This is a genomic window from Aminobacter sp. MET-1, assembly GCF_026521175.1.
Lineage (GTDB): Bacteria > Pseudomonadota > Alphaproteobacteria > Rhizobiales > Rhizobiaceae > Aminobacter.
This window is the reverse complement of record NZ_JAMSHL010000009.1, coordinates 148,436-175,182: the sequence shown is the minus strand read 5'-3', so window position 1 is coordinate 175,182 and position 26,747 is coordinate 148,436. Positions and strand designations below refer to the sequence as shown.

27 protein-coding genes are annotated in these 26,747 nt (G+C 63.8%); 19 read left to right on the top strand and 8 right to left on the bottom strand.

Features of this window, described 5'->3' with window-relative positions:
• Positions 1–73 precede the first annotated feature (73 nt).
• Both NDO48_RS15190 and NDO48_RS15185 read left to right on the top strand, forming a co-directional pair.
• A complete protein-coding gene (locus tag NDO48_RS15190; protein WP_267321736.1) occupies positions 74–523 on the top strand; it encodes a GFA family protein in 450 nt (149 codons plus the stop codon).
• An 85-nt stretch (positions 524–608) separates the two neighbouring features.
• The gene (locus NDO48_RS15185; RefSeq protein ID WP_157632683.1) at positions 609–1,379 is read left to right on the top strand and encodes a DUF899 domain-containing protein; all 771 of its coding nucleotides are present in this window, start codon (positions 609–611) and stop codon (positions 1,377–1,379) included.
• Positions 1,380–1,727: 348 nt separating this feature from the next.
• Here NDO48_RS15185 and NDO48_RS15180 read toward each other — a convergent pair whose 3' ends face one another.
• Complete coding sequence (locus NDO48_RS15180; RefSeq protein WP_018426386.1) at positions 1,728–3,530, bottom strand: IlvD/Edd family dehydratase; 1,803 nt, start codon at positions 3,528–3,530, stop codon at positions 1,728–1,730.
• Between the two features lie 239 nt (positions 3,531–3,769).
• Here NDO48_RS15180 and NDO48_RS15175 point away from each other — a divergent pair, with 239 nt between their 5' ends.
• Complete coding sequence (locus NDO48_RS15175) at positions 3,770–4,510, top strand: class I SAM-dependent methyltransferase (protein WP_018426385.1); 741 nt, start codon at positions 3,770–3,772, stop codon at positions 4,508–4,510.
• A 20-nt stretch (positions 4,511–4,530) separates the two neighbouring features.
• Here the strand turns inward: NDO48_RS15175 and NDO48_RS15170 are convergent, their stop codons facing one another.
• On the bottom strand, positions 4,531–5,265 hold the full coding sequence (locus NDO48_RS15170) for a GGDEF domain-containing protein (RefSeq protein WP_018426384.1): 735 nt from the start codon (positions 5,263–5,265) through the stop codon (positions 4,531–4,533).
• Positions 5,266–5,416: 151 nt separating this feature from the next.
• Here NDO48_RS15170 and NDO48_RS15165 point away from each other — a divergent pair, with 151 nt between their 5' ends.
• Entirely contained in the window at positions 5,417–5,869 is a 453-nt protein-coding gene (locus NDO48_RS15165) for an SRPBCC family protein (protein WP_018426383.1), read from the top strand.
• Between the two features lie 30 nt (positions 5,870–5,899).
• Here the strand turns inward: NDO48_RS15165 and NDO48_RS15160 are convergent, their stop codons facing one another.
• Positions 5,900–7,069, bottom strand: a complete 1,170-nt coding sequence (locus NDO48_RS15160; RefSeq protein WP_026226860.1) for an Mrp/NBP35 family ATP-binding protein — start codon at positions 7,067–7,069, stop codon at positions 5,900–5,902.
• 202 nt (positions 7,070–7,271) lie between these two features.
• Between NDO48_RS15160 and NDO48_RS15155 the strand changes: the two genes are divergently transcribed.
• From NDO48_RS15155 to NDO48_RS15110, 10 genes are all read left to right on the top strand, one after another.
• A complete protein-coding gene (locus NDO48_RS15155; protein WP_018426381.1) occupies positions 7,272–7,679 on the top strand; it encodes a DoxX family protein in 408 nt (135 codons plus the stop codon).
• 19 nt (positions 7,680–7,698) lie between these two features.
• The gene (locus tag NDO48_RS15150; protein WP_018426380.1) at positions 7,699–8,235 is read left to right on the top strand and encodes an SRPBCC family protein; all 537 of its coding nucleotides are present in this window, start codon (positions 7,699–7,701) and stop codon (positions 8,233–8,235) included.
• Between the two features lie 75 nt (positions 8,236–8,310).
• Positions 8,311–8,688, top strand: coding sequence for a VOC family protein (locus NDO48_RS15145; RefSeq protein ID WP_026226858.1), 378 nt, complete (start codon positions 8,311–8,313; stop codon positions 8,686–8,688).
• A gap of 245 nt (positions 8,689–8,933) precedes the next feature.
• On the top strand, positions 8,934–9,833 hold the full coding sequence (locus tag NDO48_RS15140) for a LysR family transcriptional regulator (protein ID WP_018426378.1): 900 nt from the start codon (positions 8,934–8,936) through the stop codon (positions 9,831–9,833).
• Between the two features lie 139 nt (positions 9,834–9,972).
• Positions 9,973–10,452, top strand: coding sequence for a formate dehydrogenase subunit gamma (locus NDO48_RS15135; RefSeq protein ID WP_026226857.1), 480 nt, complete (start codon positions 9,973–9,975; stop codon positions 10,450–10,452).
• Positions 10,449–12,005, top strand: a complete 1,557-nt coding sequence (locus NDO48_RS15130) for a formate dehydrogenase beta subunit (protein WP_018426376.1) — start codon at positions 10,449–10,451, stop codon at positions 12,003–12,005. Before NDO48_RS15135 ends, NDO48_RS15130 begins: the two co-directional genes overlap by 4 nt.
• Positions 12,006–12,015: 10 nt before the next feature.
• Complete coding sequence (gene fdhF / locus NDO48_RS15125; protein ID WP_018426375.1) at positions 12,016–14,895, top strand: formate dehydrogenase subunit alpha; 2,880 nt, start codon at positions 12,016–12,018, stop codon at positions 14,893–14,895.
• A 153-nt stretch (positions 14,896–15,048) separates the two neighbouring features.
• Positions 15,049–15,876 carry a formate dehydrogenase accessory sulfurtransferase FdhD gene (fdhD, locus tag NDO48_RS15120; protein ID WP_018426374.1) on the top strand — a complete coding sequence of 276 codons (828 nt, stop codon included), beginning with the start codon at positions 15,049–15,051 and terminating at the stop codon, positions 15,874–15,876.
• Entirely contained in the window at positions 15,866–16,120 is a 255-nt protein-coding gene (locus tag NDO48_RS15115; RefSeq protein ID WP_018426373.1) for a formate dehydrogenase subunit delta, read from the top strand. Before fdhD ends, NDO48_RS15115 begins: the two co-directional genes overlap by 11 nt.
• Before the next feature lie 141 nt (positions 16,121–16,261).
• Entirely contained in the window at positions 16,262–16,576 is a 315-nt protein-coding gene (locus tag NDO48_RS15110) for a hypothetical protein (RefSeq protein ID WP_267321735.1), read from the top strand.
• A 30-nt stretch (positions 16,577–16,606) separates the two neighbouring features.
• Here NDO48_RS15110 and NDO48_RS15105 read toward each other — a convergent pair whose 3' ends face one another.
• Together NDO48_RS15105 and NDO48_RS15100 are read right to left on the bottom strand one after the other, a co-directional pair.
• Positions 16,607–17,251 carry a DedA family protein gene (locus NDO48_RS15105; protein WP_018426371.1) on the bottom strand — a complete coding sequence of 215 codons (645 nt, stop codon included), beginning with the start codon at positions 17,249–17,251 and terminating at the stop codon, positions 16,607–16,609.
• Positions 17,248–17,847 carry a class I SAM-dependent methyltransferase gene (locus tag NDO48_RS15100; RefSeq protein WP_026226856.1) on the bottom strand — a complete coding sequence of 200 codons (600 nt, stop codon included), beginning with the start codon at positions 17,845–17,847 and terminating at the stop codon, positions 17,248–17,250. The genes NDO48_RS15105 and NDO48_RS15100 overlap by 4 nt, the downstream gene beginning before the upstream one ends.
• Positions 17,848–18,067: 220 nt before the next feature.
• On the opposite strand from NDO48_RS15100, the gene NDO48_RS15095 reads away from it, so the two are divergent.
• A complete protein-coding gene (locus NDO48_RS15095; RefSeq protein WP_018426369.1) occupies positions 18,068–18,742 on the top strand; it encodes a response regulator transcription factor in 675 nt (224 codons plus the stop codon).
• A complete protein-coding gene (locus tag NDO48_RS15090; RefSeq protein WP_018426368.1) occupies positions 18,739–20,130 on the top strand; it encodes a sensor histidine kinase in 1,392 nt (463 codons plus the stop codon). Before NDO48_RS15095 ends, NDO48_RS15090 begins: the two co-directional genes overlap by 4 nt.
• A gap of 95 nt (positions 20,131–20,225) precedes the next feature.
• Here NDO48_RS15090 and NDO48_RS15085 read toward each other — a convergent pair whose 3' ends face one another.
• A complete protein-coding gene (locus NDO48_RS15085; RefSeq protein ID WP_018426367.1) occupies positions 20,226–20,987 on the bottom strand; it encodes a DeoR/GlpR family DNA-binding transcription regulator in 762 nt (253 codons plus the stop codon).
• A 231-nt stretch (positions 20,988–21,218) separates the two neighbouring features.
• On the opposite strand from NDO48_RS15085, the gene NDO48_RS15080 reads away from it, so the two are divergent.
• The 3 genes from NDO48_RS15080 to NDO48_RS15070 all read left to right on the top strand — a co-directional run bounded on the left by NDO48_RS15080 (position 21,219) and on the right by NDO48_RS15070 (position 25,145).
• Positions 21,219–22,103 (top strand): choline/ethanolamine kinase family protein, encoded by an 885-nt coding sequence (locus NDO48_RS15080; protein ID WP_267321734.1) that lies wholly within the window; start codon positions 21,219–21,221, stop codon positions 22,101–22,103.
• Between the two features lie 2 nt (positions 22,104–22,105).
• Positions 22,106–24,547, top strand: a complete 2,442-nt coding sequence (locus NDO48_RS15075; RefSeq protein WP_267321733.1) for a GcvT family protein — start codon at positions 22,106–22,108, stop codon at positions 24,545–24,547.
• 115 nt (positions 24,548–24,662) lie between these two features.
• Complete coding sequence (locus tag NDO48_RS15070) at positions 24,663–25,145, top strand: CAP domain-containing protein (RefSeq protein WP_040456007.1); 483 nt, start codon at positions 24,663–24,665, stop codon at positions 25,143–25,145.
• A 154-nt stretch (positions 25,146–25,299) separates the two neighbouring features.
• Here the strand turns inward: NDO48_RS15070 and NDO48_RS15065 are convergent, their stop codons facing one another.
• Entirely contained in the window at positions 25,300–26,220 is a 921-nt protein-coding gene (locus tag NDO48_RS15065; RefSeq protein WP_026226853.1) for a DMT family transporter, read from the bottom strand.
• Between the two features lie 115 nt (positions 26,221–26,335).
• Positions 26,336–26,593 (bottom strand): hypothetical protein, encoded by a 258-nt coding sequence (locus tag NDO48_RS15060; RefSeq protein ID WP_018426362.1) that lies wholly within the window; start codon positions 26,591–26,593, stop codon positions 26,336–26,338.
• Positions 26,594–26,747 lie beyond the last annotated feature (154 nt).

Here is a 26,747-nt window from a genome sequence, read left to right as displayed (position 1 = left end):
TCCGATTGAAACAGCTGTCACCGATGATCGTTGTCGATCATCGGAACGACGCGCCATGCGAGGAGAAACGAAGATGCTGAAATCCTATCGCGGCAGTTGCCACTGCGGAGCCGTGCATTTCGAATGTCAGCTCGATCTGGCGCCCGAGGGTCAACGCGCGAAGCCCGAGCTTGACGGCGTCTGGTGGACGTCGAGCTTCCGCTGCAATTGTTCCTGGTGCGCCAAGACGCGGTTCTGGAAGAATTTTGCCCGCCCCGCCGGCTTCCGAGTCGTCACGGGTGCCGAGATGCTGACCGAATATCGCTTCGGCACGTCGACCATCCGCCACAGATTCTGCAGCCGCTGTGGCGTCCATCCCTTCGCCTCGGCCAGCTTCGAAATCATGGGCGGCGATTTCTACGCCGTGAACATCGCTTGTCTCGACGACATCTCTGCCGACGAACTGGCCGCCGTGCCAATCATCTATGAGGACGGCAAGAACGACGCCTGGGACCGGCCGCCGGCAGTGACCGCTTACCTTTAGCCGCAAGCATCGAACTTCGAACCGTGCATGACGGCCACCATCCGGCGGCCGATTGGAAACCTGTGTCCAAACGATGGAGAGTGACATGCAGCATGAAATCGTATCGCGAGGCGAGTGGATTGCGGCGCGTCTGGCGCTGCTCGCCAAGGAAAAGGCAATGACCAGGGCGCGTGACGACTTGAGCGCTGAACGGCGCGAACTGCCCTGGGTCAGGATCGACAAACAGTATCATTTCGACGGTCCTGAGGGTCGGCTGTCGCTATCCGACCTGTTCGACGGCCGCAGCCAGCTGTTCGTCAAGCATTTCATGATGGCGCCGGGTCAGCAGCACCACTGCGTCGGCTGTTCGTTCGAGCTCGACAACGTCGACAGCGTGCTTGTCCACCTCGAGAACCACGACGTCAGCTACGTTGCGATCACCCGTGCGCCGCTTGCCGAAGCCGAGGCGCTCAAGGCGCGCATGGGCTGGAAGGCGCGCTTCGTCTCGTCCTTCGGCAGCGATTTCAACTACGACTTCAACGTCTCCTATACGCCCGAGCAATTGGCGGCGAAGAAGGCCATCTACAATTTCGCGCCGCTCGACTTCCCTATCGAGGATCTCTCCGGCGACAGCGTCTTCTACAAGGACGACGACGGCCAGATTTATCAGACTTATTCGACCTTCGGTCGCGGCGCGGAGCAGTTTCTTGGCATCTATGGTTTTCTCGACGTGATGCCCAAGGGCCGCGCCGAGAACGGGCCGTTCCACCTGCTCGCCGACTGGGTCAGGCCGCACGACATGTATGGCAAGGGCGGCATGGTCGAGATGACGGGACGCTACCATCCGGCCGGCTGCGGCTGCGGCAAGCACGGCTGAGCAGGCTATGTGCTGTGCACTCGGAGCTCTGATCGTCGCTGTGTTGGCAGTTCGGCGCCGCTTGCTGAGAGCGGCGCCCGGTTGGCATCGTTGGGTCGCGGCATTTGCCGCGGCCCTGGCTCTCGGCATTGGGGCCGCCGCTGCTGCGCAGCATCTTGGTCACTACGCCGCGCACGCCGAGATCAACCGGCACAGCATCCTCGCAGAAACTCTGGACCAGCCGGTCTGCTCCGGCAAAGCCACAAATGCGGCGGGCGATTAGCTCGGGTGTTTGTGCCCCAGTGCCCCGCATAGCAGCGGGGCGGCGATGCTCAGATACTGGCGCTCTGCCGCCTTGAGCCCACGCGCTTAGTGATTGTCGCGCGGAACACCCTTGCTTTGAGCGACTCGCTGGTACTTCACTGCCGGCTTGAGCACCATGCCTTCAGACAGCTGGTCGACCATGCCGCGCTGGATCTCCTGCCATGGAGTCTGGTGATCGGGGTAACGATAACCGCCATTGGCCTGCAACTCGGCGCGGCGGCGGGTGATCTCGTCGTTGCTGACGAGGATGTCGGCCGTCCCTTTTCTCAGGTCGATGCGCACGCGGTCGCCCGATTTCAGCAGCGCCAGCCCGCCGCCGACAGCGGCTTCCGGCGAAGCGTTAAGGATCGACGGTGAACCCGAGGTGCCGGACTGGCGGCCGTCGCCAATGCAGGGCAGTGCATGAATGCCGCGCTTGATCAGGTAGGCCGGCGGCTGCATGTTCACTACCTCGGCAGCACCAGGATAGCCGACAGGACCGGTCCCGCGCATGAACAGGATAGTGTTCTCATCGATGGCCTCGGCCGGATCGTCGATGCGGGCGTGATAATCCTCCGGTCCGTCGAACACCTTTGCCGTGCCCTCGAAAGCTTCGGGATCCCCAGGATTCGACAGATAGCGTTCGCGGAATTCGCCTGAAATCACGCTCGTCTTCATGATCGCGCTGTCGAACAGATTGCCCTTCAGATTGATGAAGCCGGCGTCCTTCTTCAGCGGGTCGGCGACCGACCGGATGACCTTGGTGTCCATGTTCTCGGCCGCAGCGCAGTTCTCGCCCATCGTCCGGCCATTGGCAGTGATGGCATCCGGGTGCGGCAGGAGCCCGGCCTTCATGAGCTCCGCGACAACGGCCGGCACCCCGCCGGCGTGGTGGTAATCCTCGCCAAGATATTCGCCGGCCGGCTGCAGATTGACCAGCAGCGGCACATGGTGGCCCACCTTCTGCCAGTCGTCATTGTCGAGCACCACGCCGAGATGGCGGGCGATGGCGTTGAGATGGATGGGCGCATTGGTCGATCCGCCGATGGCCGAGTTGACGACGATGGCATTCTCGAACGCCTCGCGCGTCATGATGTCGGAAGGCTTCAGGTCCTCGCGCACCATGTCGACGATACGCTTGCCGGTGTCGTAGGAGATCTGGCCGCGCTCGCGATAGGGTGCGGGGATCGCGGCCGAACCTGGTAGCTGCATACCCAGCGCCTCGGCCAGGCTGTTCATCGTCGTTGCCGTGCCCATGGTGTTGCAATAGCCGACCGATGGTGCCGAAGAGGCGACGATGTCCATGAACTGGTCGTAGTCGATCTCGCCGGCCGACAGCTTTTCGCGCGACTTCCACACGATGGTGCCCGAGCCGGTGCGTTCGCCCTTGTGCCAGCCATTGAGCATAGGCCCCACTGACAGCGCGATGGCCGGGATATTCACAGTGGCGGCTGCCATTAGCAGCGCCGGCGTGGTCTTGTCGCAGCCGACGGTCAGCACCACGCCGTCAAGTGGATAGCCGTAGAGCACTTCGACCAGGCTGAGATAGGCGAGGTTGCGGTCGAGCGAAGCGGTGGGGCGTTTTCCCGTTTCCTGGATCGGGTGGCAAGGGAACTCGAATGGCACGCCGCCCGCTGCAACGATGCCGTCGCGAACACGCTTGGCGAGCTCGATGTGGTGGCGATTGCATGGCGACAGGTCGGAGCCGGTCTGGGCGATGCCGATCAGTGGCTTGCCCGACTGCAGTTCCTCGCGGGTCAGGCCGAAATTCAGGTAGCGCTCGAGATAGAGCGCGGTCATGCCGGGATTGTCGGGATTGTCGAACCACTCCTGCGAACGGAGCTTCTTCGTCGTCTTAGTGCCGGCCATCAATTCCTCCCGAAATCCGGACTTGCATCGTTATGGCAAGGACCAAACCGCTGCAAGAGCGACGACGGCATGGCGCGTGAACATCGCGCAATGCCGCTTCTGTCGGCCCGCATCTGCCGCCTGCGGGGCTTTTATCGCAGCGCCCCGATGATAAGAATGCGCCGCCAGTCACTGGCCCGAAACCCCGAACCTGCTTTTCGGGCCGATGCGCAATTTCACATGTCAAAGCGAGCAGTGCCTTGATCGACGACCGTCTCTACATCGACCCCGAACTCGTGCAGTTCTACGACCTCGAGAACGAAGGCGGCGACGATGTCGACTTCATCCTGCAGTTCACCGGCGACGCCCGCAGCGTGCTCGACCTCGGCTGCGGCACCGGCGCCCTGACGGCAATGCTTGCGCCCGGCCGCACAGTAACCGGCGCCGATCCGGCGCCGGCCATGCTGGATGTCGCCCGCAAACGACCCGGCGGCGACCTGGTCGAATGGGTCGAGGGCGACGCCCGCAAGCTTCGCCTCGGCAAGTCCTTCGACCTGGTCATCCTGACCGGTCACGCCTTCCAGGTATTCTTGACGGCGGAGGAGCAACAGGCGGCGCTGAACACCATCGCGGCCCATCTCGCGCCCGGTGGGCGCTTCATCTTCGACACCCGCAATCCGCTGGCAGAGGCCTGGCTGGGCTGGGGTCCCGGCGACTCGCAACGCAGCGTCGAGCATCCCGTCTACGGCCCGGTGGAAGCCTGGAACGATGCCGTGCAGGATGAGACGACAGGCATCGTCACCTACGACACCTTCTACCGCGTCCCGGCAAACAGCCGGTTGTTCCATGCTCAATCGCGCATCGCCTTCCCGGCGCAGGAGCCACTCGCCGCGATGATCGCCACTGCGGGCCTTGTCGTCGACCGCTGGCTCGGCAGCTGGCAGGGCGCAGAGTTCACGCAAGCGTCGCGAGAGATCATCCCGATCGGCCGCAAGGGCTGAGGGGGCGGCGAACCCCAGGCTTACGCAACCTCCAGCGCGTCTTCGATAACGACGGTGTTACGGCCGCGGCCCTTCGCCTCGTAGAGACAGCGGTCGGCGCGCCGCATCAGTTGCGAGGTCGGCTGCTGCCCGATCGAAAGCGCGATGCCCACGCTGATGGTCAGCGGATGCCTGATGCCATTCGGCAAAAATTCGAGGCGCTCGACGGCAAGCCTGATCCGTTCGGCGATCTCGGCCGCCTCGCTACGGCCGACGGCCGGCAGAAAGACACAGAATTCCTCGCCGCCGATGCGGCCGACGACATCGGGCTGGCGCGTGGTGGCGTCGATCGCTCCCGCAATCAGCTTCAGCGCCTCATCGCCGACAAGGTGGCCATAGGTGTCGTTGATCTTCTTGAAGTGATCAGCGTCGATAAGCAGAAGCGCTCCTTCGTCAGTCTTGCGACGCACTTGCTTGAACCTTTCGAAGAAGGCCTCGCGATTGAGGAACCCGGTCATCTGGTCGCGATTGGCCTTGGTCTCCAGCTTGGCATGGAGCACCGAAAGATCGTCCAGCGCCCGACGCAGCTTGGCATTCTGCCAGAACACATAGAGGCCGGCCGGAAAGGCGGTGAGCATGGGCAGGAGCGAGTTCATCATGAACACGAACCAGGTGAAGGGCTGGCCAGCGACATAGCGGCCGGCAAACGAAACCACCTGGCTGACGGCGATGACAGCGGCCGTGATGGCGCTGGCCTTCAAAATGATCTTGAGCACGTCGCCCTCGCAAGTATTCAGGACCGGTCATCCCATGCGGGTCTTAACAAGCGGTAAGAGTATGGACAGACGTGTCCGGAACCTCGGTGCGATAGACAAGGCCTGCGTCGTCCGTTACCCCTTTTGGAAACAGGTCAGTCGGGAGGACGTCATGGCTCTGGTGATCGAAGGCGAGGAAAAGATCGCGGCCCCCATCGATGTGGTCTGGAAGGCGCTGAACGATCCTGAGATCCTGAAGGAAAGCATTCCCGGCTGCGAGAGCCTAGAGATGTCGTCGCCCACTGAAATGGCCGCCAAGGTGGTGCTCAAGATAGGGCCGATCAAGGCAACCTTTGCCGGCGAGGTCACGCTCAAGAACCTCAAGCCGCCGCACTCCTACACCATCGAGGGCGAGGGCAAGGGCGGCATCGCAGGCTTCGCCAAGGGCGGCGCCGATGTCACGCTCGTCGAGGACGGACCCGAAGCGACCATCCTGAAGTATGCGGCCAAGGCCGATGTCGGCGGCAAGATCGCCCAGCTCGGCAGCCGGCTCATCACCTCGACCTCGAAGAAGCTCGCCGGACAATTCTTCTCGACCTTCGGCGAGAAGGTGGGCGGAGGATAGTCCGCCCCTCTCCCGGCTGAGTCCCCTTACCTATTCGAACACGATGGTCGGTGTTGTCGCTTCGGCGGCGCCCTTTTCCTCCTGCAGGCGCTCCCAGACTTTGGCGGCAATGGCGCGATAGGTTTGCGCCTGGGCGCTGTCGGGCTTGGAGACGGTAACAGGCGTTCCGGCATCGGAGCTTTCGCGGATGCCCATTTCCAGCGGCACTTCGCCCAGGAAGGTGACGCCGAGGCGTTCGGCTTCCTTCCTCGCGCCACCATGGCCGAAGATGTCGTAGCGCTTGCCGGTGTCGGGGGCGACGAAATAGCTCATGTTCTCGACGATGCCGAGCAGCGGGACATCGACCTTCTTGAACATGTTGAGACCCTTGCGGGCATCGATCAGCGCCAGATCCTGCGGCGTCGAGACGATGACCGCACCTGCCAGCGGCACCTGCTGGGCCATGGTCAGCTGGGCGTCGCCGGTGCCGGGAGGCATGTCGACGACGAGCACGTCGAGCGGCCCCCATTCGACCTCGCGCAGCATCTGGGTCAGGGCCGACATGACCATCGGCCCGCGCCAGATCATCGGCGTTTCCTCATCGACGAGGAACCCCATCGACATGACCTTGAGGCCATAGTTCTGCATCGGCTTCAGGATCTTGCCGTCAACCGTCTCGGGGCGGCCATGAATGCCGAGAAGCTTGGGCATCGACGGGCCATAGATGTCTGCGTCAAGCACGCCGACCTTGAGGCCGTTGGCGGCGAGGCCGAGGGCAATGTTGACCGCCGTCGTCGACTTGCCGACACCACCCTTGCCGGAGGCGACCGCGATGATCGAGGCGATGCCGGGCACACCGCGCTTGCCCTGCGACTGCGAGGCGGGCGCATGCTGAGCCGGCCGTGCCGCAGGTGCGGTCGCTGGGCGGGGTGCCGCGGGCTTCGTCGGCACCGGCGCTTCCATGCCGCCGCCCTTCTTCTCGGCGGTCAGGGCGACAACGGCACCGCTGACGCCGGGAATGGCCTTGACGACGCGTTCGGCTGCGGCGCGCAGCGGCTCCATCTCCTGGGCGCGCGCGGCAGGTACGGTGATCGAGAAAAACACCTTGCCGTCAGCGATGAAAACTTCCGAGACGAGCCCGAGCTCGACGATGTTGCCTGAGAAATCCGGGCCGTTGATCGTCTTGAGACGCTCCAGGACGGTTTCTTTGGTGACTGTCATGTGAAGAACCTGCTGCACTGTGATGGGCATGAGATAATGCAGTTTGGCGGAAGAACCAAGCTACCCGAAATGGCAGTCGGCAAAGGCCTATGGCAAAGAGCCAGGCCGCCCCTTCTGTTGGGGACAAGGTTTTTTCGGCGGGCATGTCGGGATCGACCAGGCTGCTGCGTCCTTGCAGCAGACACCAACGAGGCACCACATCATGCATTCGGCAATCGAAACTCCCGCCATTTCCAATTCCGCCCTGTGGACCGGTCGCGTTTTTAGCGGCCTGGTCATCGCCTTCCTGATCTTCGATGCAGTCATCAAGCTCGTTCCGCTGCAGGTGGTGATCGACACCACCGCAGCCCTCGGCTTTCCGCCGGAACTGGCCCGCACGCTGGGAGTGCTGACGCTGGCCTGCACGGTGCTCTATGCCTGGCCGCGCACCGCCGTGCTCGGTGCGATCCTTCTTACCGGCTATCTCGGCGGCGCCATCGCCATCCATGTGCGCATCGGCAATCCGCTGTTCACGCACACGCTGTTCGGCGTCTATCTCGGCCTAATGCTCTGGGGCGGCCTCTACTTGCGCAACGAGCGGCTTCGCGCTCTGATCCCGTTCGTCCGCTAAGGCACGGAAGGCAACTGACATGACCATTCTCGCCATCATAGTCGGCATCATCGTTCTGGCGATCATTGCCATTCTGGCAATTGCCGCGACCAAACCGAACAATTTCGTCGTCCAGCGGACGATCGACGTCGCCGCCGCTCCGGAAACGGTCTTCGCGCTGATCAACGACTTCCACAAATGGCGCGACTGGTCGCCCTGGGAAGGACTCGACCCCGACCTCAAGCGCAAGATGAGCGGTGCGGAGTCCGGCCGCGGCGCGGTCTATGAATGGAACGGCAATAAGAAAGTCGGCTCAGGTCGCATGGAGATCGTCGAGGCGGCAGCACCGAACAAGATCGCCATCAAGCTCGACTTCCTCCGGCCGTTCGAGGCACACAACATGGCCGAATTCACGATGGTGCCCCAGGGACAGACGTCCCGGGTGAAATGGGCCATGCGGGGACCATCGACCTTCATGACCAAGGTGATGCAGACGGTCATGAACTTCGACAAGATGATCGGCAAGGACTTCGAAAAGGGCCTCGCCAATCTCAAGGCCACCGCCGAGCGGGGCTGAGCTTTTTTTGCCTCGTCCGCTGTGGCGGGCGAGGTTTCCGTCGGTGCAATCCAGTACCTTGCGAAGGAGGACGACATGCTTGGACACACCAACGCCATCGCCAACATCGCGGTCAGGGACCTCGGCCGCGCCAGGAACTTTTACATCGGCACGCTTGGGCTGTCAGAGGTCGAAGCCATGGGCGAGGAAGTTGCCGTGCTAAAGAGCGGCAGCTCGCTCGTCAACGTCTACCGCTCCGAATTCGCCGGCACCAACAAGGCGACCGCAGTCACCTGGGCGGTGGGTGGCGATATCGACCGGTTGGTCAAGGAGCTGAAGCTCAGGGGTGTCGTCTTCGAGCACTACGACATGCCGGACACTAAGCTCGACGGCGACGTGCACGTCTTCGGCGACCTGCGCGTGGCGTGGTTCACCGATCCCGACGGGAATATCCTGAACCTGATAAACCAGTAGGTTGGACCGCAGGTAGCCCTATCGGTGCCGGAGGCGCGATGAGATGGCTGGTGCGAATGCACGGCCGAATAGCTCGTATTGCACCGTTGCGGACATCATGAGGGCGCCACGGCATGAAGCGACGAGCGCTACAAGCACAGGCCTGCACCAACGCCTCCCGAACCGCCACACAACCCAGCACGGAACACACAAACCGCAGCGCAACCAGTCTGGCGCAAGGCGGCGGCTGCAGTTAGCTTGCCGGCATGATCGACAAGCTTGAATTCTTCATCGCACTCGCCAGAGAGCAACATTTCGGACGCGCAGCCGAAGAATGCGGCGTCACCCAACCGACGTTGTCGGCCGGGATCAAGCAGCTCGAGGACATCCTCGGCGTGATGTTGGTGCAGCGCGGGTCGCGCTTCCAGGGTCTGACACCAGAGGGCCGGCAGGTGCTGGAATGGGCCAGGCGCATCGTCGGCGACACGCGCGCCATGCGCGAGGAAATGCGCGCCGCGCGCCACGGCCTGTCGGGGCGTATCCGCATCGCGGCCATCCCGACCGCACTCGCCATGGTGCCGAAGCTGACCACGCCGTTTCGCGAAAAACACCCCGGCGTCACCTTCTCGATTCTGTCGCGCACCTCGATCGAGGTGCTGTCGCTGCTCGGCAACTACGAGGTCGACGCGGGAATCACCTATCTCGACAACGAACCGCTGGGTCGGGTGACCAGCGTGCCGCTCTATGCGGAGCGCTACCAACTGATCACGGCTGCCGGGAACGAATATTCAGATCGCGACAAGGTCACCTGGGAGGAAGTGAGCACGCTGCCGCTCTGCCTGCTCACGCCCGACATGCAGAACCGTCGCATCATCGACCAGCATCTCGCCGAAGCCGGCGTGCAGGTGCGCCCGACGCTCGAATCGAACTCGATGATCGTGCTGTTTTCGCACATCCGCACCGGCAAATGGTCGTCGATCATGCCGCTCAACCTGGCGGAAACCTTCGGTTTCGCCGAGCCGATCCGGGCAATCCCGATCATCGAGCCCGACGCCAGCCACACGGTCGGACTGGTGGTGGCAAAACGCGATCCGAACACCACGCTCGTGCAGGCGCTGCTTGACGAAGCCATGGCGCTAGCAGGCGATTTTCGCCGCCAGTCCTGATCTACACTGGCCCTGAAATCGTTACTCGATAGAAAATTTTTATCATGTGACGAAACAGCTTTATTGATTCCGGTCCTTCAGATCGGCTTCAATAGGGATATAGCGCCCAAGATGGCGCCAGTGTCAGGGAGGGCGCTGCGTGGTCATGCAGCCAGCAAGTACCGAACTCGCCGCAAGAACTGCGGCAGTGATCAGCGAAATGAAGAGCCTCGAGGGTCCGCTGATCCCGATTCTCCATGGCATCCAGGAAGAATTTGGCTACGTTCCGCAGGAAACCCTGCCGATCATCGCCGATGCGCTGAACCTGTCGCGCGCCGAAGTGCATGGCGTCTTCACCTTTTACCACGACTTCCGCCATCACCCGGCCGGCCGGCATGTGCTGAAGGTCTGCCAGGCGGAAGCCTGTCAGTCGATGGGCAGCGAGGCGATCGCCGCCCAGATCAAGCAGAAGTTCGGCATCGGCTTCCACGAGACGACCAAGGACGGCGCAGTCACGCTCGAGCCGATCTATTGCCTCGGGCTGTGCGCCTGCGCCCCCGCCGCCATGCTCGACGGCGAAGTGATCGGCCGCCTCGATGCCGACAAGATCGATGAAATCGCCGAGGAGGTCCGCTCATGAGCGTGACGATCTACGTCCCCGGTGATTCCGGCGCTCTGTCGCTCGGCGCCGACAAGGTCGCCAAGGCGATCGCAAATGAGATTGCCGCTCGCGGCATCGATGCGAAAATCGTGCGCAACGGTTCGCGCGGCATGTACTGGCTGGAGCCGATGGTCGAAGTCGCGACCGAAGCCGGCCGCGTCGCCTATGGCCCGGTTGCGGCCAAGGACGTCGCCTCGCTGTTCGACGCCGGCCTCGCCGATGGCGGCCAGCACAAGCTGTCGCTGGGCGACCCTGAGAAGCTTCCCTTCCTCGCCAGGCAGACGCGCCTGACCTTCGCCCGCTGTGGCATCACCGACCCGCTGTCGCTCGCCGACTACGAGGCCCATGGCGGCCTGACCGGCCTGCGCAATGCGGTGGCGATGGCGCCTGCCGACATCGTCAAGCAGGTGACAGAGTCTGGCCTGCGCGGCCGCGGCGGCGCAGGCTTCCCGACCGGCATCAAGTGGAAGACGGTTCTCGATACCGCGGCTGAGCAGAAATACATCGTCTGCAACGCCGACGAAGGCGACTCGGCCACCTTCGCCGACCGCATGATCATGGAAGGCGACCCCTTCGTGCTGATCGAGGGCATGGCGATCGCCGGCCTGGCGACCCATGCCACCAAGGGCTACGTCTACATCCGCTCGGAATATCCGCACGCCATCACCGCCATGACCAAGGCGGTCGAGGTGGCGCGGAAAGCCGGCGTGCTCGGCAAGAGCGTGCTGGGATCCTCGCAGGGCTTCGACATCGAAATCCGCTCCGGCGCCGGCGCCTATGTCTGCGGCGAGGAAACCTCTCTGCTGAACAGCCTGGAAGGCAAGCGCGGCGTGGTGCGCGCCAAGCCGCCGCTGCCGGCGATCCAGGGCCTGTTTGGCAAGCCAACCGTCATAAACAACGTCATTTCGCTCGCCTCCGTTCCAATCGTCATGGACAAGGGCGCCCAGCACTACAAGGACTTCGGCATGGGCCGCTCGCGCGGCACCATCCCGATCCAGATCGCCGGCAACGTCAAGCATGGCGGCCTGTTCGAAGTGGCCTTCGGCCTGACGCTGGGCGAGATCGTCGACGAGATCGGCGGCGGCACGGCGACCGGCCGTCCGGTCAAGGCGGTTCAGGTCGGCGGCCCGCTCGGTGCCTATTTCCCCCGCGCGCTGTTCGACACGCCGTTCGACTATGAAGAGTTCGCCAAGCGCGACGGCCTGATCGGCCATGCCGGCATCACCGTGTTCGACGACAGCGCCGACATGCTGAAGCAGGCACGCTTCGCCATGGAATTCTGCGCCATCGAAAGCTGCGGCAAGTGCACGCCCTGCCGCATCGGCTCGACGCGCGGCGTCGAGACGCTCGACAAGCTCAAGCAGAACATCGAGCCGGAAAAGCAGCTCGCGCTGGTGAGCGACCTCTGCAACACGATGAAATTCGGTTCGCTTTGCGCTCTCGGCGGCTTCACCCCCTACCCGGTGATGAGCGCCATCAACCATTTCCCCGAAGATTTCCGGCCGGCTACGGTCGCTCAGGCTGCGGAATAGGAGACAGAACATGGGTCTCGTACACGAAATCGACTTCGGCACCCCTGCCTCCCAGTCCGAAAAGCAGGTCACGCTGACCGTCGACGGCTTTTCGGTCACGGTGCCCGAGGGCACTTCGATCATGCGCGCCTCGATGGAAGCGGGCATCGCCATTCCAAAACTCTGCGCCACCGACATGGTCGACGCCTTCGGCTCTTGCCGGCTTTGCCTGGTGGAGATCGAGGGCCGCAACGGCACGCCGTCGTCCTGCACGACGCCTGTCATGCCCGGCATGGTGGTCCACACCCAGACAGGGCGTCTCAAGGACATCCGCAAGGGCGTGATGGAGCTCTACATCTCCGACCATCCGCTCGACTGCCTGACCTGCGCAGCCAATGGCGACTGCGAACTGCAGGACATGGCGGGCGCGGTAGGCCTACGCGACGTGCGCTATGGCTATGAGGGCGACAACCACGTTCGCGCCAAGAACAATGGCGTCGAAAACTTCAAGTGGATGGCCAAGGACGAGTCCAACCCCTACTTCACCTACGATCCGTCCAAGTGCATCGTCTGCTCGCGCTGCGTGCGGGCCTGCGAAGAGGTGCAGGGCACCTTTGCGCTGACCATCGAAGGCCGCGGTTTCGGCAGCCGCGTGTCACCCGGCGCGCATGAACTGTTCCTCGACAGCGAGTGCGTGTCATGCGGCGCCTGCGTGCAGGCCTGCCCGACGGCGACGCTGACGGAAAAGTCGGTCATCGAGATCGGCCAGCCCGAGCACTCGGTCGTCACCACCTGCGCCTATTGCGGCGTCGGCTGCTCGTTCAAGGCCGAAATGCGCGGCGAAGAGCTGGTGCGCATGGTGCCGTGGAAGGACGGCAAGGCCAATCGCGGCCACTCCTGCGTCAAGGGTCGCTTCGCCTATGGCTACGCCACCCACAAGGAGCGCATCCTCAACCCGATGATCCGCGAGAACATCACCGATCCGTGGCGTGAGGTCAGCTGGGAAGAAGCGATCGCCCACACGGCCAAGGAATTCCGCCGCATCCAGTACCAGTACGGACGTGGCGCCATCGGCGGCATCACCTCGTCGCGCTGCACCAATGAAGAGACCTATCTCGTCCAGAAACTGATCCGCCAGGGCTTCGGCAACAACAATGTCGACACCTGCGCCCGCGTCTGCCACTCGCCGACCGGCTACGGCCTCGGCCAGACCTACGGCACGTCGGCCGGCACGCAGGACTTCGATTCGGTCGAGCACACCGACGTGGCACTCATCATCGGCGCCAACCCGGCCTCGGCGCACCCGGTGTTCGCCTCGCGCCTGAAGAAGCGGCTGCGCGCCGGCGCCAAGCTGATCGTCATCGATCCGCGCCGCACCGAGATGGTGAAGTCCGCGCATATCCAGGCCGAGCATCACCTGGCGCTCAAGCCGGGCACAAACGTCGCGGTGGTTACCGCGATTGCGCATGTCATCGTCACCGAAGGCCTGTTCAACGAGGCCTTCATCCGCGAGCGCTGCGACTGGTCGGAGTTCCAGGACTACGCCGAGTTCGTGTCGGACCCGCGCCACAGCCCCGAGGAAGTCGAGAAGCTGTCGGGCGTGCCGGCCGAGACCATTCGCGGCGCCGCGCGGCTCTATGCCACCGGCGGCAACGGCGCGATCTATTACGGCCTCGGCGTGACCGAGCACAGCCAGGGTTCGACGACCGTCATCGGCATCGCCAACCTCGCCATGCTGACCGGTAACATCGGCCGCAAGGGCGTCGGCGTGAACCCGCTGCGCGGCCAGAACAACGTGCAGGGCGCCTGCGACATGGGCTCGTTCCCGCACGAACTGCCGGGCTATCGCCACATTTCGGGCGACGCCGTGCGCGACATCTATGACAGCCTGTGGGGCGTGAAGCTCGACGACGAGCCGGGCCTGCGCATCCCCAACATGCTGGACGCCGCCGTCGACGGCACCTTCAAGGGCATCTACATCCAGGGCGAAGACATTCTGCAGTCCGACCCCGACACCAAGCACGTCTCGGCCGGCCTGGCCGCTATGGAATGCGTCGTCGTGCAGGACCTGTTCCTCAACGAGACGGCCAACTACGCCCACGTCTTCCTGCCGGGCTCGACCTTCCTCGAGAAGGACGGCACCTTCACCAACGCCGAGCGCCGCATCAACCGCGTGCGCAAGGTGATGACCCCGAAGAACGGCTATGCCGACTGGGAGGTGACGCAGAAGCTCGCCCAGACAATGGGCCTCAACTGGAACTACCAGCACCCGTCCGAGATCATGGACGAAGTGGCCAAGACCACGCCGTCCTTCGCCAACGTCTCCTACGACTTCCTGGAGAAGATGGGCTCGGTGCAGTGGCCGTGCAACGACAAGGCGCCCGAGGGCACGCCGATCATGCATATCGACGGCTTCGTCCGCGGCAAGGGCAAGTTCATCCGCACCGAATATGTGGCGACGGACGAACGGACCGGTCCGCGCTTCCCGCTGCTGCTCACCACCGGCCGCATCCTCAGCCAGTACAATGTCGGCGCCCAGACCCGGCGTACCGAAAACGTTGCCTGGCATGCCGAGGACCTGCTCGAAATCCACCCGCATGACGCCGAAAACCGCGGCCTGCGCGATGGCGACTGGGTCAGGCTGGTCAGCCGTGCTGGCGAAACGACGCTGCGCGCAACTGTGACCGACAAGGTATCGCCTGGTGTGGTCTACACCACCTTCCACCACCCCGACACGCAGGCCAACGTCATCACCACCGACTTCTCGGATTGGGCGACCAACTGTCCGGAATACAAGGTGACGGCGGTGCAGGTGTCGCCTTCCAACGGCCCGTCGGATTGGCAGAAGGACTACAACGACCAGGCCCAGCAGAGCCGCCGCATCGCCGGCCACATGGAAGCGGCGGAGTAGGATCGTGCGCGGGACGCAAGCCTTTTCTTCCCCCCGTTCACGGGGGGAAGGTGGCCTGCAAGGCCGGATGAGGGGCTGTGCCAGCCCCGAAAGGTTTGCGCTGCCCCTCACCTGCCTGCCGGCATCTTCTCCCCGTGAACGGGAAGACGAACGATGACCGACCGTCCCGCCATCTCCGCGACCTCCCGCCTCGCCCGCCGGGCGAGCGGCACGTCGGTGGCCAACCGCATGGTGCCCGAAGAGACGCCGGTGGCGCTGTCTTATGGCGGCACCACGCATGCAGTGATGATGGCGAGCCCTGCCGATTTCGAGGATTTCGCCCTCGGTTTCTCGCTGACCGAAGGCATCGTCGGATCGGCAGCCGAGATCGAGGCCATCGAGGTGCTCGACGTCGAGGCCGGCATCGACATCCAGATCAGGCTGTTCGACAAGGCCAACACGCGCTTCGAGCAGCGTAGGCGCCGCCTCGCTGGCCCTGTCGGCTGCGGTCTGTGTGGCATCGAATCCATCGAGGAGGCGATGCGTTCCGTCTGCGACGTGCACCGGCCGGCATTGCATCTTTCCGCCGACGACATCGTGCAGGCCGTGAAAATGCTTTCCAAAATGCAGCCGCTGCATGCCGAGACCGGCGCGGTCCACGCTGCCGGCTTCTATGTGCCCGGCAAGGGCGTGGTCGCGGCGCGCGAGGATGTCGGGCGCCACAACGCGCTGGACAAGCTGGCCGGCGCTCTGAGCCTGGCCGGCATCGACGGCGGCTCAGGCGCTGTCGTGGTGACCAGCCGCGTCTCGGTCGAGATGGTGCAGAAGACCGCGGCAATCGGCGCCCCCTTCATCATCGCCGTTTCGGCGCCCACGGCATTAGCCATCCGTACCGCCGAACAGGCCGGTATGACGCTCGTGGCACTCGTGCGCGGCGACGATTTCGACATCTTCACCCATCCCGACCGCTTGAATACCGGAGCCGCGAAAAATGTCGCATGACGACGAAGACAGGATGAGCACCAAGCAGAAGCTCGTCTACATGGCGAACCAGATCGCCACGTTCTTCGATTCCAAGCCGCATGACGAAGGCGTCGCGGGCATTGCCGAGCACATCAACAAGTTCTGGGATCCGCGCATGCGGCGCCAGTTCTTCGAGCTGGTCGACGCCGGTGGCGTGGGCATGAAGCCGACCGTGATCGAGGCCTCCGTCACCATCCGGCGTCCCAAGCAGGACGCAGCCTGAAGCGACAGATTGGACTTCTGACACAGTGCGGCCGGGGCAAGACCCGGCCGTTTTCCTTTTTGCCCCCGCTACATTCGTTAGAAATCCAAGCAAGTGCTAAAGTAAAAGACGGAGGCCGCCCAACCCTTGAGGGAGAGCAGCATGTTCGTGGCACGTTGGAAGATCGACGCCCGCTTCGGGCACAAGCAGAGTGCAATCAAGCTCATGCGCCAGTGGGAGCGCGAAATCGGCCCGCAGGCGGGCACCGACAAGATGGCGATGCAGATATTGACCGGCTCGATCGGCGCCAAGGAAGCGACGATCGAGGCCAATCATCATGTCGAAAGCCTGGCGCAGCTCGAAGATTTCTTCGCCCGGATTTCCAAGATCGAGGCCCATGCTCAATGGGGCAAGAAGCTCGAGCCGCTGGTGGTCTCAGGCTCGTCCTATTGGAACATCTATCGCGTCGTGGAATGACACGGCATATCGCCCGGAGCGCGCCCTGACCTATCGGGGTTGCGCATCGTGCTCCCCGAAAACCGAGTCCGGTTTCGGGGCAGATGTTTCTGGTGCTTTTCGGGCGCTGTGGCGCAGCGCCAGCAGGAAGACGATCTCGGCCACCACGACGATGGCGACGATCCGGAAGCCGATCGTCACCGGGTCGTGGTCGCCGTCGCGCATCAGATAGCCGCCGAACAGGAACGCACCGTTCCAGAGGAATGCGCCGATCAGCGTGGCAAGGGCAAAGGGCACGAATGACAGCCTGAGCACGCCGGCCTCGAGCGCCAGATAGGTGCGCGCGACGGGAACTAGCTGCGCCACCAGCGAAGCCCGGAAATTGTTGCGGCGATAGGCCTGCGCCAGCCGCTGATAGGTTTCGTGCCGCAGGAACACGTAGCGCCCGAAGCGCTTGACGAAGGCATCGGCTCGTTCATGGCCGAGCCAGGTGCCGCCCGCATACCAGATCATCGAGCCGAGCGTCGAACCGACCGTGGTCGCGGCCATGAACTGGACGAGCGTGGGAATGTCAGGCGCGACCGTCATGCCGAGGAACAGCAGCAGCACATGCGACGGCGGCACCGGAGAGATCTTCTCGGTGAAGGCGAGGCAGGCCGCGCCGACAAGGCCGAAACCGAGAAAGGATGGGATCATACAAAGCGCCAGTCGTAGCTCTTGGCCGGCTTCATTCTGACAAGACGGTAGACAGAAGCCGGCGGTATGTTGCGGAAGGTGTGTCCAACGCGCGTGACCTCCAAGTCAAGCCTGTCGAGCAAGGACTGGTCGATCGGGCAGCGGAAGCCATAGGTGAACAGATACATGGCGCCGCCGGGCCGCAGGTTGGAGAACACGCCTTCGAGGATCGAAGACGTCTGGCGCGGGGGGATGGCCAGGAACGGCAGACCGCTGATGACAGCACCCAGTTCAGGTCCGTCGAACAGCGGCAGATGGCGCAGTGCCGCAGCGTCGATCTCGAGGATGCGCGCGGCGGGATAGCGGTGGCGCAGCAGATGGGCAAAATCGGAGTTGAACTCGATCAGCGTCAGGTCCTGCTCCCTGATGCCGCGCCCCAGCAGTGCCTTGGTGAAGACGCCGGTACCCGCACCAAGCTCGAGCACCTTGCCGGCGTCGGCGCCGATCTCGCGCGTCATCAACGACGCCAGGCTGGTGCCCGACGGAGCGATGGAACCTATCTTGAGGGGGGCCGAGGCCCATGCCCTGAGGAATGACAAAGTATCGCTTGCAGCCATTTCGACCCTCTTTTGCACATCATCCGGGAGCGAATCACTCGCCGGCATCCTGTGCTGGCTGTTTGCGGCCACAGGATTACACATGCATTGCGGGAAATTGAGCCGGCCATGGCATTTCGGCAGTTGTAAGGAGAGCCGTCGTCTTTTCGCAATGTATTCGCAATGTTACAGCGCTAGCCGGGCCGCACATCGCTTTGTAAAGACGTCCGTCGAGGGAAAGATGCGCATATTGCTGGTCGAAGACGAGCCGGAACTGGCTTCCGCGCTACGCACGGCGCTCAAGCGGCACGACATGGTGGTCGACCATGCGGCGTCCCTGCTCGAGGCCGGCGATTATGCCAACGAAGATGCCTATGACGCCATCGTGCTCGACCGCCAGTTGCCCGACGGCGACGGCCTGACACTGGTGCCCAAGCTGCGCGCCCGCGGCAACACCACGCCAGTGCTGGTGCTGACGGCGCGCAGCGATATCTCCGACAGGGTCGACGGGCTGGACATGGGCGCCGACGACTACCTGGCAAAACCCTTCGCCTTCGAGGAGTTCCTGGCGCGCCTGAGGGCGCTGCTGCGCCGACCGGCGAACATGCAGACCCAGGTCATCCGCGCCGGCGACCTGTCCTTCGACTTCGGCCACCGCGAGGTTTCGGTGCGCGGCGAGCCGATGACGCTGCCCAGGCGCGAGTTGCTGGTGCTGGAAGCCTTGTTCAGGCGCATGGGCCGCATGGTGCAGCGCACATCGTTGATGGAAGCCGTGTTCGGTCTCGATGACGAGATCCAGTCCAACGCGCTCGACACCCATGTGTCGCGCCTGCGCCGCAAGCTTTCGGAAGCCGAATGCGGCGTCGAGATCAACGGCGTGCGTGGCGTCGGCTACCTGTTGCGCGAGATCGCATGAGACTTTCGCGGCTGTTTCGCTCCGTCAAGCGCTTCTTCCGCCCGCTCTCGCTGAAATGGCGGTTGGTGTGGCGCCTTGTGGTGCTGCAGGTGGCGTTGCTGACGCTGATGATCTTCATCCTGCTCGGCGGGCTGACCATCGCCGGCGTGATCCCGGACAATTACGAAGGTCGGGCAATCGACGTGCTGCGCAAGACAGTGCGCAAGGACGACGCAGGCAAGTTGACCCTCAAGGAAGGGCCATTGCTCGCGGGATTGCGCGCCGAAGTTCCCGACCTCTGGTTCATCGTGCGCGATACCGACGGCCACTCGATTTCGGAAGGCAAGGTGCCGGCCCTGCTGACCGACATTCCGGCATCCCTCGACTACATCGACAACGCAATCTTCGTGAAGAAGCTGGGCGGCACGCAGACGTCGGCGACCGTGCAGTGGGCCGATACTGCGGCCGGCCGCGTGCAGATTTTCACCGGTGCCCAAGGCGAATTCCACATCATGGCGCTGGTGTCGGTGACGCCGGAGCTGTTTACCGATGTCATCCTGCCCGTAGGCGGCGTAATGGGACTGGCGACCCTGATCGTCATCCCGCTTGTGGTGCGCAATGCCTTCAAGGGTATGCGCCGGGCGGCGGCACTTGCCGAGCAGATCGACGTCGAGGAGCGTGGCGTCCGCCTTCCCGTCGACGGCATTCCCACCGAAATCTCGCCGCTGGTGAAAGCCGTCAACGGCGCGCTCGACCGCCTCGACAAGGGTTATGAGCGGCACAAACGCTTCCTGGTCGATGCCGCCCATGAATTGCGCACGCCGGTCGCCATCCTCAACACGCGCATCACCTCGCTGCCGCCAACACCCGATCGGGCGCGGCTGCTGCAGGACACAGCACGACTGTCGAACCTGACGGACCAGTTGCTCGACATTCAGCGCCTTGGCCGACAGTCGGAAACGCTTGTAAATGTCGAACTGGTGGCAGTGGCGCGCAGCGTGGTGTTCGATCTTGCCCCGCTGGCCTTTGCCGCCGGCTACGAGATGTCGTTCGAGCCCGTGCCCGGCAAGGTGGTGGTCAGTGGCGACCAGACGGCGATCGAGCGCGCCATCACCAATCTGGTCCAGAACGCTATCGAGCACGGCGGCAATTCAGGCCAGATCACCGTCAAGGTGACGCGGGCAGCCACCATCGAGGTGTCGGACCAAGGCGACGGCGTGCCGGCGGCGGAGCGCGAGACGATCTTCGAACCGTTCTACCGGCTGCGCCAGCGCGGCCACGGCGCCGGGCTCGGGCTCAACCTGGTGCAGGAGATCATGCAGATGCATGGAGGCCGTATCGAACTCGCCTGCACCGAGGACAAAAAGGGCGCGTGTTTCCGGCTGGTATTCCCAAAGAACAGAGCCTAGAGCGCTTCCGCTTTTCTTCAAAACGCAGCCCCTCTATCTCTTTGTTTTTGAGCAATTCGGACGGAAAGCCGCGCCGCTGTTTTCCTGGAACTGCTCTAGCCGGCGACGGTCAACTCGGTGCCCGCCGTTGCCAGCGCGTCGGTCAGGTCGGCGGGCGGCGTAATGTCGGTGACGAGTTCGCCAACCCCCTGAAAGCCACAGACCTGGACAAGCCCCTTGCGGCCGAACTTGGTGTGGTCCGTGACAACAACCGAGCGCTGGCCACGCGCCAGCACCGTGCGGGCAAATTCGGCTTCCTCGAGATTGTAGTCCATCACCCCGTTTTCGGCGTCGACGGCTCCGGCCGAGATTACCGCGTGGGTGACGGCGAAACGGCTGACGAATTCGATGGCCGAAACGCCGAAAGCAGCACCGCTGTCACTGCGCAACTCGCCGCCGGCCATGTAGACCTTGTTGCCGTTGACCGTGGCAAGGGTGCGGGCAATGTCGGACGAGTTGGTGACGACGGTCAGCCGGCGATGGCCAAGCAGTTCGCGGGCGAGGTAGCTTGTCGTCGTGCCGGTGTCGAGCATGACCGAGTCGCCGTCCCGGATGGTGGCTGCAACCACCCGGGCAATGGCGCGCTTGGCTTCGGCATTTTCGCGCATGCGCCGCTCGAACGGCGCCTCTCCGACCACCGACGGCAGACCGATGGCGCCGTGCATCTTCAGGATCGAACCATTTGCGGTGAGCGGCTTGACGTCGCGCCGCACGGTTTCCAGCGACACGCCGAGCTTGTCGGCGAGATCGGCGATGGTGATCGTGCCCTCATCCTCGAGCAGGCGCAGGATTTCGCTGTGACGCTTGGAGTGGTTCATCAGGCGGCCCCGCTCGAACGGCCTAAATGGCCGATTTTGAGATTTTCTCTGACTGACTCTATCGCATTCATGGCGAGATTCTCAACATATACGGTCAAAAGAACAGCAAAAACCACAACTCCGGATTGACACTGCCGCTGCCGCCGCGTGAGACTGCCCGATAACAAGACTGGGACGCAACCGGACCAGGGCGCGAGGGGAACGCGCCAAGACACAGCACGGAGGGGCTTGATGTCGAACAGCGAAGACCGCATCCACGCCCTGCCGCTGTGGCACGGCCCGGTGACGATTGCACCGCTCAAGGGCGGCATCAGCAATGAAAGCTGGCTGGTCGAGGACCGGACCGGGCGCCACGTCGTTCGCTTCGGCAAGGACTATCCCTTCCACCATGTGTTTCGCGACCGCGAGGTGATGGTGGCGCGCGCGGCCCACGAGGCAGGCTTTGCGCCCGAACTGCAATATGCCGAGCCTGGCGTGATGGTGAGCGAATTCCTCGGCGCCAGGACCTATGACGCGGACGACGTGCGGGCCAACGCCGCCCGCATCGCGCTTCTGGTCAGGCGCTTCCACGAGGAGATGCCGCGGCATGTCTCGGGCGCAGGTTTCATGTTCTGGGCCTTCCATGTCATCCGCGACTATGCCCGCACGCTCCAGGCTGGTGGCAGCCGGATGGCTGCCGAACTGCCGCGCTACCTGACACTGGCGGAGGCGCTCGAAAAAGCCCAGGCGCCGCTGCCGGTCATCTTCAGCCACAACGACCTTTTGCCTGCCAACTTCCTCGACGACGGCGACAGGCTGTGGCTCATCGACTTCGAATATGCCGGCTTCTCGACCGCGATGTTCGATCTGGCCGGCACGGCGTCCAATGCCGGCATGACGGCGGAGGAGTCGGACGAGTTGCTGACCGTCTATTTCGGCGGCAAGCCCGACCAGGCAATCCGCCGCTCCCATGCGGCCATGCAATGCGCCTCGCTGCTGCGCGAGGCGATGTGGAGCATGGTCTCGGAATTGTACCTCACAGCACCCGGCAGCGATTACGTCGCCTACACCGCCGAAAACCTCTGCAAGTTCGAGGCGGCGCTCGAAACCTACCAGAACCAGTACGGGAAACTGTAGTCATGGCCCTCCCCTCGCACGCGCAGATCGTCGTCATCGGCGGCGGCATCATCGGCTGCTCGACGGCCTATCACCTGGCACGCGACCACAAGGCCGACGTGATCCTGCTCGAACAGGGCAAGCTGACCTCGGGCTCGACCTGGCACGCGGCGGGGCTGGTGGGACAGCTGCGCTCGTCGGCGTCGATCACGCGGGTGCTCAAATATTCGGTCGAACTCTACAAGGGGCTGGAGGCAGAGACCGGGCTCGCCACGGGTTGGAAGATGACCGGCTGCCTGCGGCTCGCCACCAACCAGGATCGCTGGACCGAATACAAGCGGCTGGCGACGACGGCCAAGAGCTTCGGCATGGACATGCAGCTGGTGTCACCTGATGAGGTCAAGCGGATGTGGCCGCTGATGGACACGTCGGACCTGGTCGGGGCCTCGTGGCTGCCGACCGACGGCCAGGCCAGCCCCTCCGACATCACCCAGTCGCTGGCCAAGGGCGCGCGCATGCATGGCGCCAGGCTGTTCGAGAATGTGCGCGTGACCGGCTTCGAAATGAAGGACGGCCGCATACTGAAGGTGAAGACCGACCAGGGCGACATCGCCTGCGACAAGGTGGTGAACTGTGCCGGCCAATGGGCACGGCAGGTGGGCGCGATGGCCGGCATCAACGTGCCGCTGCAGCCGGTGAAGCACCAGTACATCATCACCGAGAAACTGCCCGGGCTCGCCACCGATGCGCCGACGCTGCGCGACCCCGACCGCCGCACCTACTTCAAGGAGGAGGTCGGCGGACTTGTCATGGGCGGCTACGAGCCGAACCCGCAGGGCTGGACGACTGGTGACGTGCCCAACGACTGGGAATTCCGACTGTTCGACGACGATTTCGATCATTTCGAGCAGCACATGGTGCAGGCAATCGAGCGTGTGCCGGGACTGGCCGATGTCGGCGTCAAGCAGATGATCAACGGTCCCGAAAGCTTTACCCCCGACGGCAACTTCATCCTGGGCGTGGCGCCGGAATGCGCGAACATGTTCGTCGGCGCCGGCTTCAACGCCTTCGGCATCGCCTCGGGCGGTGGCGCCGGCTGGGTGCTGGCGCAGTGGGTGGTGGATGGCGAGGCGCCGCTGGACCTCTGGGTGGTCGACATCAGGCGCTTCTCGGGTCTGCATCGCGATCGCCAATGGGTGTCGGACCGCACGCTCGAGGCCTATGGCAAGCACTACACGATCGGCTATCCGCATGAGGAATATGCGAGCGGACGGCCCTACATAGTCTCGCCTCTCTATGAGCGGCTGAAAGCGCACCGCGCCGTGTTCGGCTCCAAACTCGGCTGGGAGCGACCCAACTGGTTCGCGCCGGAAGGCATGGAAGCCAAGGACGTCTACGCCATGGGCCGGCAGAACTGGTTCGAGCCGGTCGGCGACGAGCACAAGCATGTGCGCGAGGCGGTAGGCGTGTTCGACCAGTCGTCCTTCGCCAAATACGAGATGGCAGGCAAGGATGCTCAGAAAGCGCTCGACTTCATCTGCGCCAATGACGTGTCGAAGCCGGCAGGGCGCCTGACCTACACGCAGCTGCTCAACACGCGCGGCGGCATCGAGGCGGATCTGACCGTAGCACGGCTGGCGGACAATAAATTCTACATCGTCACCGGCACCGGCTTCCGCACCCACGACCTCGCCTGGATCGGCGATCACATCCCGTCGGGGCTGGACGCGAGACTGGTCGATGTCACCGAACAGTTCGGCACGCTATCGCTGATGGGGCCGAACGCACGCAAGGTACTCGAAGCGGTCACGGATGCGGACGTTTCAAACGCAGCCTTCCCCTTTGGCCATGTCCGCGAGATCGAGATCGCCGGGGCGACCGTACGGGCGCTGCGCGTCACCTATGTCGGCGAACTCGGCTGGGAACTGCATGTGCCGATCGGCGCCACCGGCGAGGTGTTCGATGCACTGATGGCGGCGGGCAAGCCGCACGGCATCCGCCCTGTCGGCTACCGCGCGCTGGAATCTCTGCGCCTGGAAAAAGGCTACCGTGCCTGGGGCTCCGACATCACGCCCAACGACACGCCGTTCGAAGCCGGCCTCGGCTGGGCGGTGAAGCTCAGGAAGGACACCGACTTCCTCGGCCGCAAGCCTCTGGAAAAGCTCGGCAACGCACCGCTGACCAAACGCCTTGCCTGCTTCACCGTCGACGACAAGAACGTCGTTCTCGTCGGCCGTGAGACGATCCTGCGCGATGGCCAGCCGGTCGGCTACCTCACCAGCGGCGGCTACGGCTACACGGTCGGCAAGAACATCGGCTTCGGCTATGTCCGCAATGCGGGCGGCGTCGACGATGCGTTCCTCACAGGCGGCAACTACGAGCTGGTGGTCGCCATGGAGCGCGTGCCGGCGACAATCCATCTCGAGCCGCTCTTCGATCCGGCGGCGACAAGGGTGAAGGCTTAGCGCGTCCAAGTGCGACCCTTGGCGCGTCCAGCCGGGCGTGCGGCACTCGCCAAAAAGCCATGATCTGCCTTATCAACGGTCGGCCAAGGACGGACGACGAAACAAGGACAAGATCATGGCGCGACTGACGGGCACGGTTATGCGGGCGACCGCCTTTGGGTCCCTGCTGTTCCTGGCCGCCTGCCAGACGGGGTCCAATGTCGCCGGCGATGGGGCCGGCGCGTCGTCGACAGGCATCGCCTATCTGCAGACGATCCGCTCCGAGAATGGCTTGCCGCCGCTGAGCCCCGACTCGACGCTGGAGCGCGCGGCTCTGCAGCAAGCGGCCTACATGGCGCGCAGCGGCAAAATGGAGCACACCACCGGCTGGGGCAAGGATTTCGCCGCGCGTATGAAAGACGGCGGCGTCGAAGGTGCGGCGGCCGAAAACATCGCCCATGGCGGCATGGAGCCGGCCAAGCTGTTCTCGATGTGGATGAATTCCGCCGGCCATCGCCGCAATATGCTCGACCCGCGCTTCAGCAAATTCGGCCTCGCCTATGTGCGCGAGAGCAAAGGCAGCGACAAACGCTACTGGGCGCTGGTGCTCGGGCGATAACCAAGACGCGCTGGCTTCGACCGGCTCCCTCTTGGCTGGTCCCCACTTCTTCGCCGAGGCGGGACTCGCCATCCGGCGCCCCGTATCTGGGTGACAACTCCGGCGCGGCCCACTCGAACAGATCACTGGGCCGGCGAATACCCGCGCAGCGCCCTCAGTGCACGCTGGTCGGCACTGTCTCGGGCTCGGCCTTATCCACCACCTTCTGGCGGTGGAAGATGAACAGGCCTGCAACGACGATGACCGCCGAGCCGAGCAGGATCTGTGCATCCGGATAGTCCCCGAAGAAGACAATGCCCATCACCACCGCCCACAGCAGCAGCGTGTATTGCAGCGGCGCGAGCAACGAGGCGGGTGCGAGCTTGAGCGCGCGGGTGATCATCAGATGTGCCGCGCAGGCGACGACGCCAAGCAGCAGCATGGCCGACCAGTCGACGGCACTCGGCGGCCTCCAATCGGCTGCGGCGAGGATGCCGCCCATGACCAGTGCGCCGACGGTCTGCCAGGTGACGAGCGTGGTGTCGTTGGTGGCGCGAAGCTTACGGCTCAGGATCAGGCTGATGGCGAAAGACAGGCTGCCGACGACGGCGAAAAGCGATGGCCAGGACAGCGACGCCGTCGACGGGCGCAGCGCGATGACGACGCCGCAGAAGCCGAGCACGATGGCGATCCAGCGGCGCCAACCGACCTTTTCGCCCAGAAAGAAGTGCGAGAGTGCGGCGATGTAGATCGGGCCTGCCATGTAGAAGGTCATGACGTCTGCCAGCGGCAGATAGGCGACCGCAGCGTAGAAGAAAGCGGTGTCGGCGGTGGCCAGCACCACGCGCAGCACCTGCAGGCCCGGACGCTCGACCTTGGTCAGCGGCGCAAGCCCCTGTCGGGCCAGCATCGGCCCGAGGATGATGAAGGCGCCGATGGAGCGGATCAGCAGAACCTGCCCGACCGAAAAACTCTCGACCAGCCATTTGCCCATGGCATCGTTGAGAGCGAACATGAAGTCGCCCAAAAGCATGAGCAGCACGCCCGCGAGAACGAGATTGCTCTTGGGGAGAGCGAGGGCTTGTCGAAATGTCATGGTGTCAGCGTCCGCCGGGCAACGGGCCCGGATCGCGCCTATCTATGCCCGGAACTTCACCATGGCGAGGGCAAAAAGTCCTGGACCATGCGTTCCAGCGTCGCAGAACCAGCGGTTACGGCTTGGGCGGCACGACGACGGGGCGGTAGATCACCACAGGCCTGTTCCAGTCGTCGAACGCAGCCTGGCGGTCGCGGAATTCGGCGCGGCGGTCGAGATCGATGCGCTGCAGGCACTCGGCAAAAGCATCGTTGCGCTGGCTGAAGCCGTAGGAACGGCACTTTGCCTCGTCGCGGGCGCGCTGTTCTTCCGCCGACACGCAACCGGCAAGCACGACCGCAGTAAGCAGCAACAAGATGGTCCTGAGCTTCATGGCGACGCCTCGCATTCAAACTTGATTCCAGCTGGCGACTTTATGCTTCCAGCTGATTTTCAGAAAGAGCGGCCTTGACCGACAGTGCTGGGCGCGCCCATGCAGCCCCCTTCTCCGTCTCGCCACGTTCGGCACCTTTCCCCGGAGGAGTGAC

Excerpts from the sequence above, each read along its gene's own strand:
- fdhD (WP_018426374.1), top strand. The coding sequence starts at position 15,049 with ATGACCGACCGTCCCGCCATCTCCGCGACCTCCCGCCTCGCCCGCCGG.
- NDO48_RS15185 (WP_157632683.1), top strand. The coding sequence starts at position 609 with ATGCAGCATGAAATCGTATCGCGAGGCGAGTGGATTGCGGCGCGTCTG.
- NDO48_RS15070 (WP_040456007.1), top strand. The coding sequence starts at position 24,663 with ATGGCGCGACTGACGGGCACGGTTATGCGGGCGACCGCCTTTGGGTCC.
- NDO48_RS15090 (WP_018426368.1), top strand. The coding sequence starts at position 18,739 with ATGAGACTTTCGCGGCTGTTTCGCTCCGTCAAGCGCTTCTTCCGCCCG.
- NDO48_RS15140 (WP_018426378.1), top strand. The coding sequence starts at position 8,934 with ATGATCGACAAGCTTGAATTCTTCATCGCACTCGCCAGAGAGCAACAT.
- NDO48_RS15065 (WP_026226853.1), bottom strand. The coding sequence starts at position 26,220 with ATGACATTTCGACAAGCCCTCGCTCTCCCCAAGAGCAATCTCGTTCTC.
- NDO48_RS15115 (WP_018426373.1), top strand. The coding sequence starts at position 15,866 with ATGTCGCATGACGACGAAGACAGGATGAGCACCAAGCAGAAGCTCGTC.
- NDO48_RS15160 (WP_026226860.1), bottom strand. The coding sequence starts at position 7,069 with ATGACAGTCACCAAAGAAACCGTCCTGGAGCGTCTCAAGACGATCAAC.
- NDO48_RS15155 (WP_018426381.1), top strand. The coding sequence starts at position 7,272 with ATGCATTCGGCAATCGAAACTCCCGCCATTTCCAATTCCGCCCTGTGG.
- NDO48_RS15080 (WP_267321734.1), top strand. The coding sequence starts at position 21,219 with ATGTCGAACAGCGAAGACCGCATCCACGCCCTGCCGCTGTGGCACGGC.
- NDO48_RS15190 (WP_267321736.1), top strand. The coding sequence starts at position 74 with ATGCTGAAATCCTATCGCGGCAGTTGCCACTGCGGAGCCGTGCATTTC.
- NDO48_RS15075 (WP_267321733.1), top strand. The coding sequence starts at position 22,106 with ATGGCCCTCCCCTCGCACGCGCAGATCGTCGTCATCGGCGGCGGCATC.
- NDO48_RS15105 (WP_018426371.1), bottom strand. The coding sequence starts at position 17,251 with ATGATCCCATCCTTTCTCGGTTTCGGCCTTGTCGGCGCGGCCTGCCTC.
- NDO48_RS15165 (WP_018426383.1), top strand. The coding sequence starts at position 5,417 with ATGGCTCTGGTGATCGAAGGCGAGGAAAAGATCGCGGCCCCCATCGAT.
- NDO48_RS15085 (WP_018426367.1), bottom strand. The coding sequence starts at position 20,987 with ATGAACCACTCCAAGCGTCACAGCGAAATCCTGCGCCTGCTCGAGGAT.
- NDO48_RS15180 (WP_018426386.1), bottom strand. The coding sequence starts at position 3,530 with ATGGCCGGCACTAAGACGACGAAGAAGCTCCGTTCGCAGGAGTGGTTC.
- NDO48_RS15095 (WP_018426369.1), top strand. The coding sequence starts at position 18,068 with ATGCGCATATTGCTGGTCGAAGACGAGCCGGAACTGGCTTCCGCGCTA.
- fdhF (WP_018426375.1), top strand. The coding sequence starts at position 12,016 with ATGGGTCTCGTACACGAAATCGACTTCGGCACCCCTGCCTCCCAGTCC.
- NDO48_RS15130 (WP_018426376.1), top strand. The coding sequence starts at position 10,449 with ATGAGCGTGACGATCTACGTCCCCGGTGATTCCGGCGCTCTGTCGCTC.
- NDO48_RS15060 (WP_018426362.1), bottom strand. The coding sequence starts at position 26,593 with ATGAAGCTCAGGACCATCTTGTTGCTGCTTACTGCGGTCGTGCTTGCC.
- NDO48_RS15100 (WP_026226856.1), bottom strand. The coding sequence starts at position 17,847 with ATGGCTGCAAGCGATACTTTGTCATTCCTCAGGGCATGGGCCTCGGCC.
- NDO48_RS15110 (WP_267321735.1), top strand. The coding sequence starts at position 16,262 with ATGTTCGTGGCACGTTGGAAGATCGACGCCCGCTTCGGGCACAAGCAG.
- NDO48_RS15145 (WP_026226858.1), top strand. The coding sequence starts at position 8,311 with ATGCTTGGACACACCAACGCCATCGCCAACATCGCGGTCAGGGACCTC.
- NDO48_RS15150 (WP_018426380.1), top strand. The coding sequence starts at position 7,699 with ATGACCATTCTCGCCATCATAGTCGGCATCATCGTTCTGGCGATCATT.